The sequence below is a fragment of the Haemophilus parainfluenzae genome (assembly GCF_003252795.1).
In the GTDB taxonomy this organism is placed as follows: Bacteria; Pseudomonadota; Gammaproteobacteria; order Enterobacterales; family Pasteurellaceae; genus Haemophilus_D; species Haemophilus_D parainfluenzae_K.
Genome location: NZ_QEPQ01000008.1, coordinates 1 through 5162 on the forward strand (window position 1 = coordinate 1; position 5162 = coordinate 5162).

Sequence of the window (5162 nt, forward strand, 5' to 3'; positions counted from 1 at the left end):
CAGAAGGCGTGGAAATGGTAATGCCTGGTGATAACATCAAAATGACGGTAAGCTTAATCCACCCAATCGCGATGGACCAAGGTTTACGTTTCGCAATCCGTGAAGGTGGCCGTACAGTAGGTGCTGGCGTTGTTGCGAAAATCATCAAATAATTGATGTATTAACTGTAGCAAGTTAGATTAAGAAGGCGTATCGAAAGATACGCCTTTTTGTTTTTTATCAATGAATGTTGTTTTTATAATAGAAAGTGCGGTCAAAAATTGTATCGTTTTGGTATGATACAGACTCATTTTTTATACGGGTGTTTTTATGCAACAACTACCATTTAAAGCCGTTGTCTCTGATCTTGATGGCACGCTACTTAATACCAATCATGTAATTGGTGAGTTTACTATTGATGTATTGAATAAATTAGAACAAAAAGGTGTAGATATTATTTTAGCAACGGGACGTAATCATACAGATGTTGCTTCTATTTTAGGTAAGATTGGAGCGGAGCATGCCTTAATGATCACTTCCAATGGCGCACGAGTGCGTGATCTAAAAGGTAATCTTATTTATAGCAATAGTCTTCCAGAGGAAATCGTACTTGAGTTGTATAAAATCCCTTTTGATCGTACCAAGATTTGTATCAATACTTATCAAGATGATGGTTGGTTTATCAATACAGATGTACCTGAATTAGCAAAATATCATAAGGATTCAGGTTTTATGTACGAAGTTGTTGATTTTACAAAGCATCATGGAAGAGGAACTGAAAAAGTATTTTTTATTGCTCATGATCCTAAAGATCTAATAGAACTAGAAGATTATCTTAGAATACATTTCGGGGATAAAACCACAATTGTTTATTCAGCGGTAACTTGCTTAGAGGTGATGAACAAAAATGTATCGAAAGGTGATGCATTAGCTCATCTATTAGAAAATAGAAATTATGGATTAAAAGATTGTATTGCTTTTGGCGATGGCCAGAATGATGTTGAAATGCTTTCTTGGGTTGGTAAAGGTTATGTGATGGCAAATGCTGATTCTCGTTTAAAAGAAGCTTGTCCTGAACTGGAAGAGATCGGGTTCAATAAAGACGAAGCAGTGGCCAAACATTTAGCAGAAATTTTTGGTATTAAATAGATGTTCCAGTCAATTTTTCTGATTAGTGCCGGTGCAGCGATCGGAGCTTCTTTACGCTGGGGATTAGGTCTATGGCTTAATTCCCTGTTTAGTTCACTTGCATTTGGTACACTTGTGGCTAATTTTATTGGCTGCTTTTTGATGGGGATTTTACTAGCAGCCTTTTGGACCTTCCCTCAATTTAGTCCTGAATGGCGATTATTCTTAGTGACTGGATTTCTTGGTGCGCTCACCACATTTTCCTCTTTTTCAGGCGAAGTGATTGAACTCTTTTTTAAAGAAGAATGGGGCAATGGATTGTTCGTTTTAGTGAGTCATTTAGTTGGTTGTTTAATATTTACAGTATTGGGGATTTATTTCTTTAGGCTCATCAGTCTTCTATTCCATTTCCGATAAAATCGCTAAATTCTTCAGAATAAAATCCATGAGAAAGCATATACTGCCAAATTTTTTGTTTGCTTTTAATTGGTTGTGGTTCTGAATAATTAGGAAACTTTTTACGTAGAACCTTTTCTGCGATTTCAGTCCAATTAATTTCACTTTCTACAAGGACTTCATTTATGACGTCTGAAGATACACCTTTTAGTTGACGTAATTCTTGTTTAATACGATTTGCACCATATCCACGTTGCGAACGTGCATGTAAATAATTTTCAGTAAATCGTTTATCATTTTGCCAGTTTTTTTTCTGACAGTAAGCAATCGTTTCATCGATCTCATCTTCTGTAAATGCTTTTTCCTGCATTTTATTGCGTAGTTCAAATTCGCTATATTCACGTCGAGCAAGTAAATTAACGACATAGCTCAAAGCAAGAGAAGACATAGAAATTCCTTTTAGGTGAAATACGGTTGAAATGAAAAGTGCGGTCAATTTTGACCGCACTTTTAGTGATTAGAAATCGCTTTCTGCGTCATCGGTAGATTGTTCAATATCAGCCATTAATGCTTGCTCTGGGTTAGCGACTAATTCAGCACGAAGTTTCGCTTCAAGTTCGTCTGATTTTGCAGGGTTTTCGTTTAACCATTTCATTGCGTTAGCTTTCCCTTGACCAATCTTTTCACCGTTGTATGCATACCATGCACCAGATTTCTCAACAAGTTTGTGTTTAACTCCGAGTTCAATTAATTCACCAGCTTTAGATATACCTTCTCCATAAAGAATTTGGAAATCCACTTGGCGGAAAGGCGCAGCTAATTTGTTTTTAACTACTTTAACACGAGTTTCGTTACCAATGACTTCATCTCCATCTTTAACTGAACCAGTACGACGGATATCTAAACGAACAGAAGAGTAGAATTTTAGCGCGTTACCACCAGTTGTGGTTTCTGGGTTACCAAACATGACACCAATTTTCATACGAATTTGGTTGATGAAGATAACGAGACAATTTGCATTTTTGATTTGACCGGTTAATTTACGTAGCGCTTGAGACATTAAACGCGCTTGTAAACCCATGTGTGAATCACCCATTTCGCCTTCAATTTCAGCTTTTGGAGTGAGAGCCGCAACAGAGTCCACAATGACCACATCTACAGCACCAGAGCGTACTAATGCATCACAAATTTCAAGTGCTTGTTCACCATTGTCAGGTTGGGAAACTAAAAGTTCTTTTACGTCAACGCCAAGTTTTGCCGCATAAATAGGATCAAGAGCATGCTCCGCATCGATAAATGCGCAAGTTTTACCTACTTTTTGTGCTTGAGCAATAACCGATAAAGTTAAGGTTGTTTTACCAGAAGATTCAGGTCCAAAAATTTCAACAATACGCCCCATTGGTAAACCACCAATACCAAGAGCGACATCAAGACCTAAAGAACCCGTTGAAACAGATTCAACGTCAAGGGCTTGAGTATCGCCCAATTTCATAATTGAGCCTTTACCGAATTGCTTTTCAATTTGACCAAGTGCTGCCGCGAGTGCTTTTTGCTTTTCTTCTTGAGTTGCCATATAAAACCTTCTTGAATAGAGTTATCTAAATTTTGCTAGATTATATCTGTATTGATGTACAGTATCAAGAGAAAATTTTTTCCTTGATGAAAAAATGTGAAATAGATTCCAAACTTGAGAAATAGTTTGTTTAAAATCAACTTCTTAAGTATTTTTTTAGATCTTGAATTTGTGCTTCGAGAATTTTTTCACCCAGTTCATATACAGTTCTTATTTTAGTTTCATCTCGTTCTAATCGACCTATATTGAGTGAGACATTTGGGCGAATCACAAAGATTTTATTTTGTTTTTCTAAGCGAATAATTTCTTCTACTTGTTTATTATAAGTGCGGTAGCGATTTTCTAAGGTTTTAACTAAGTGCGGATATTTGCGATAAAAAAGCTTGAATAAAAAAGAAGAAGATTTTGTTTTACGGTAGTCGATAGGTTGGGTTAAAACTACGATGGTTTTATCGCACCCGAGATCTTGTGCTTTTTCAAACGGAATACTATCGGCAATTCCGCCATCTAGATACTTTTGCCCATTGATTTCCACAAATTTTGAGACGAAAGGCATCGCTGAAGTTGCTCTGAAGTATTCCATTTCTTCGAAAACATTTTTGATTTTGAAATATTCAGCTTTACCGCTCTCGATGTTTGTGGCTGCTAAATAGAAATCAATGTGAGATTTCTCGAATTCGTTTTGATCAAAAGGGTCGAGATTAAAGGGGAGATCATAGAAAGCGAAATCTTTATTGATAATATTACCCGTTGTAAAAAGACTATGAAATCCCATGTAACGTTTATCTTTAAGATATTTTAGGTTATATCTCAATGCTCTTTCTTTTTGGTTGGATGCATAATTGATGCCAAATAATGCACCTGCAGAAATGCCAATAATTTTATCTATTTGAATGTTTTGCTCCATGAGGGCATCAAGGACGCCTGCGGTAAACATACCTCTCATACCACCGCCCTCAAGAATGAGTCCTACTGTCATTTTTACTCCTAGAATTTGAAAAAATTTTAGTGGAATAAATATTAAACTATAAACTTATTTATATTTATCTTGTTGTTTATCAACAAATAAATTTTACATTTGCGATCTCTCTCACAAATTTGATTTTTTATATTCGTCACACTTAGTTAGTTATGATATAACTACTTTGAGAAGTACTTGTTGGTTTAGTCGTATGTGATTAACCCTTTGATAAGGAGGAGTTTTAAAATGAAAACTCTCATAATCCCAAATGATCATATCAGTAAAGTATGTAATTTGTTAAATCAACTCATCGGAGATGTGACAAGTAAAAATCTATTTACGGGATATGGCCTGTTTCATAAAGAGAAAGATATGTTTGCTGTTTGGACAAACAATAAGATTTACTTGCGTGCAAAACATGAGCTTTCGATAAAGCTAAAAGGATTAGGATGTAAACCTTTTGCAACAAATGAACTCAATAAACGCTTTGTGCTATCTGATTATTATGCTTTAACTGAAAGTATTTTAAAAGATAATGCTTTAATGAGAAACTTGCTTATTCTTTCTATTAGTCAAATAAGGAAGGAGAAACTTGATTCCGCCCTCTCTAAGATTGGACGGATTCGTGATTTACCGAATTTATCGGTTAAATATGAACGAGCATTAAAGAAAGTCGGCATTGATAGTGTCGATATTTTACGACAAATAGGTGCTGAAAATGCGATTGTTCGTTTGAAGAAAGCGGATATAGGGGCAACAGAGGCTTTTTATTGGCGGCTTCGAGGTGCTTTAGATAACCGTAATTGCGAGTTTTATACTGAAAAAGAGAAGGAAAGAGGCCTAAGTAAACTTAATGAAATACTTTCTGCAAATGGGTTTAGACGTTGTAAGCGGACCTTAAAAAAGGCTGAATAGCATTCATATAAAGGAGTTAACGCTTAAAAAATCATCTATTGAAGAAATTTCTTAAAAAAGCGCTTGCGTGGATTTCAAAAATCCCTATAATACGCCCCACACAACGACGCGCTGTTGTGACTCTTAAGAAAAACCGGTGCGTCGTTGTTTTTTGCTCTTTAACAATATATCAGACAATCTGTGTGGGCACTTGTTGATTGACTTGTTTTA

The 5162-nt window shown here is 35.8% G+C and carries 7 protein-coding genes; 4 read left to right on the forward strand and 3 right to left on the reverse strand.

Annotated features, from left to right (window positions below; all coding sequences use genetic code 11):
* The 3 genes from DPV81_RS09285 to crcB all read left to right on the forward strand — a co-directional run.
* Nucleotides 1-152 (forward strand): EF-Tu C-terminal domain-related protein (locus tag DPV81_RS09285; protein WP_521684505.1); only part of this gene is annotated, 152 nt, incomplete at its 5' end.
* 157 nt (nucleotides 153-309) lie between these two features.
* Complete coding sequence (locus DPV81_RS09290; RefSeq protein WP_111388076.1) at nucleotides 310-1128, forward strand: Cof-type HAD-IIB family hydrolase; 819 nt, start codon at nucleotides 310-312, stop codon at nucleotides 1126-1128.
* The gene (gene crcB / locus DPV81_RS09295) at nucleotides 1129-1524 is read left to right on the forward strand and encodes a fluoride efflux transporter CrcB (RefSeq protein WP_049365038.1); all 396 of its coding nucleotides are present in this window, start codon (nucleotides 1129-1131) and stop codon (nucleotides 1522-1524) included. It begins immediately after the preceding gene.
* On the opposite strand, the gene recX is transcribed toward crcB, so the two are convergent.
* From recX to DPV81_RS09310, 3 genes are all read right to left on the reverse strand, one after another.
* The gene (gene recX / locus DPV81_RS09300) at nucleotides 1499-1951 is read right to left on the reverse strand and encodes a recombination regulator RecX (RefSeq protein WP_111388077.1); all 453 of its coding nucleotides are present in this window, start codon (nucleotides 1949-1951) and stop codon (nucleotides 1499-1501) included. The genes crcB and recX overlap by 26 nt on opposite strands.
* 69 nt (nucleotides 1952-2020) lie before the next feature.
* Entirely contained in the window at nucleotides 2021-3076 is a 1056-nt protein-coding gene (recA, locus tag DPV81_RS09305; RefSeq protein ID WP_111388079.1) for a recombinase RecA, read from the reverse strand.
* Nucleotides 3077-3212: 136 nt separating this feature from the next.
* Nucleotides 3213-4055, reverse strand: a complete 843-nt coding sequence (locus DPV81_RS09310) for a patatin-like phospholipase family protein (RefSeq protein ID WP_111388080.1) — start codon at nucleotides 4053-4055, stop codon at nucleotides 3213-3215.
* A gap of 228 nt (nucleotides 4056-4283) precedes the next feature.
* Here DPV81_RS09310 and DPV81_RS09315 point away from each other — a divergent pair, with 228 nt between their 5' ends.
* The gene (locus tag DPV81_RS09315) at nucleotides 4284-4952 is read left to right on the forward strand and encodes a TfoX/Sxy family DNA transformation protein (RefSeq protein WP_111388082.1); all 669 of its coding nucleotides are present in this window, start codon (nucleotides 4284-4286) and stop codon (nucleotides 4950-4952) included.
* Nucleotides 4953-5162 lie beyond the last annotated feature (210 nt).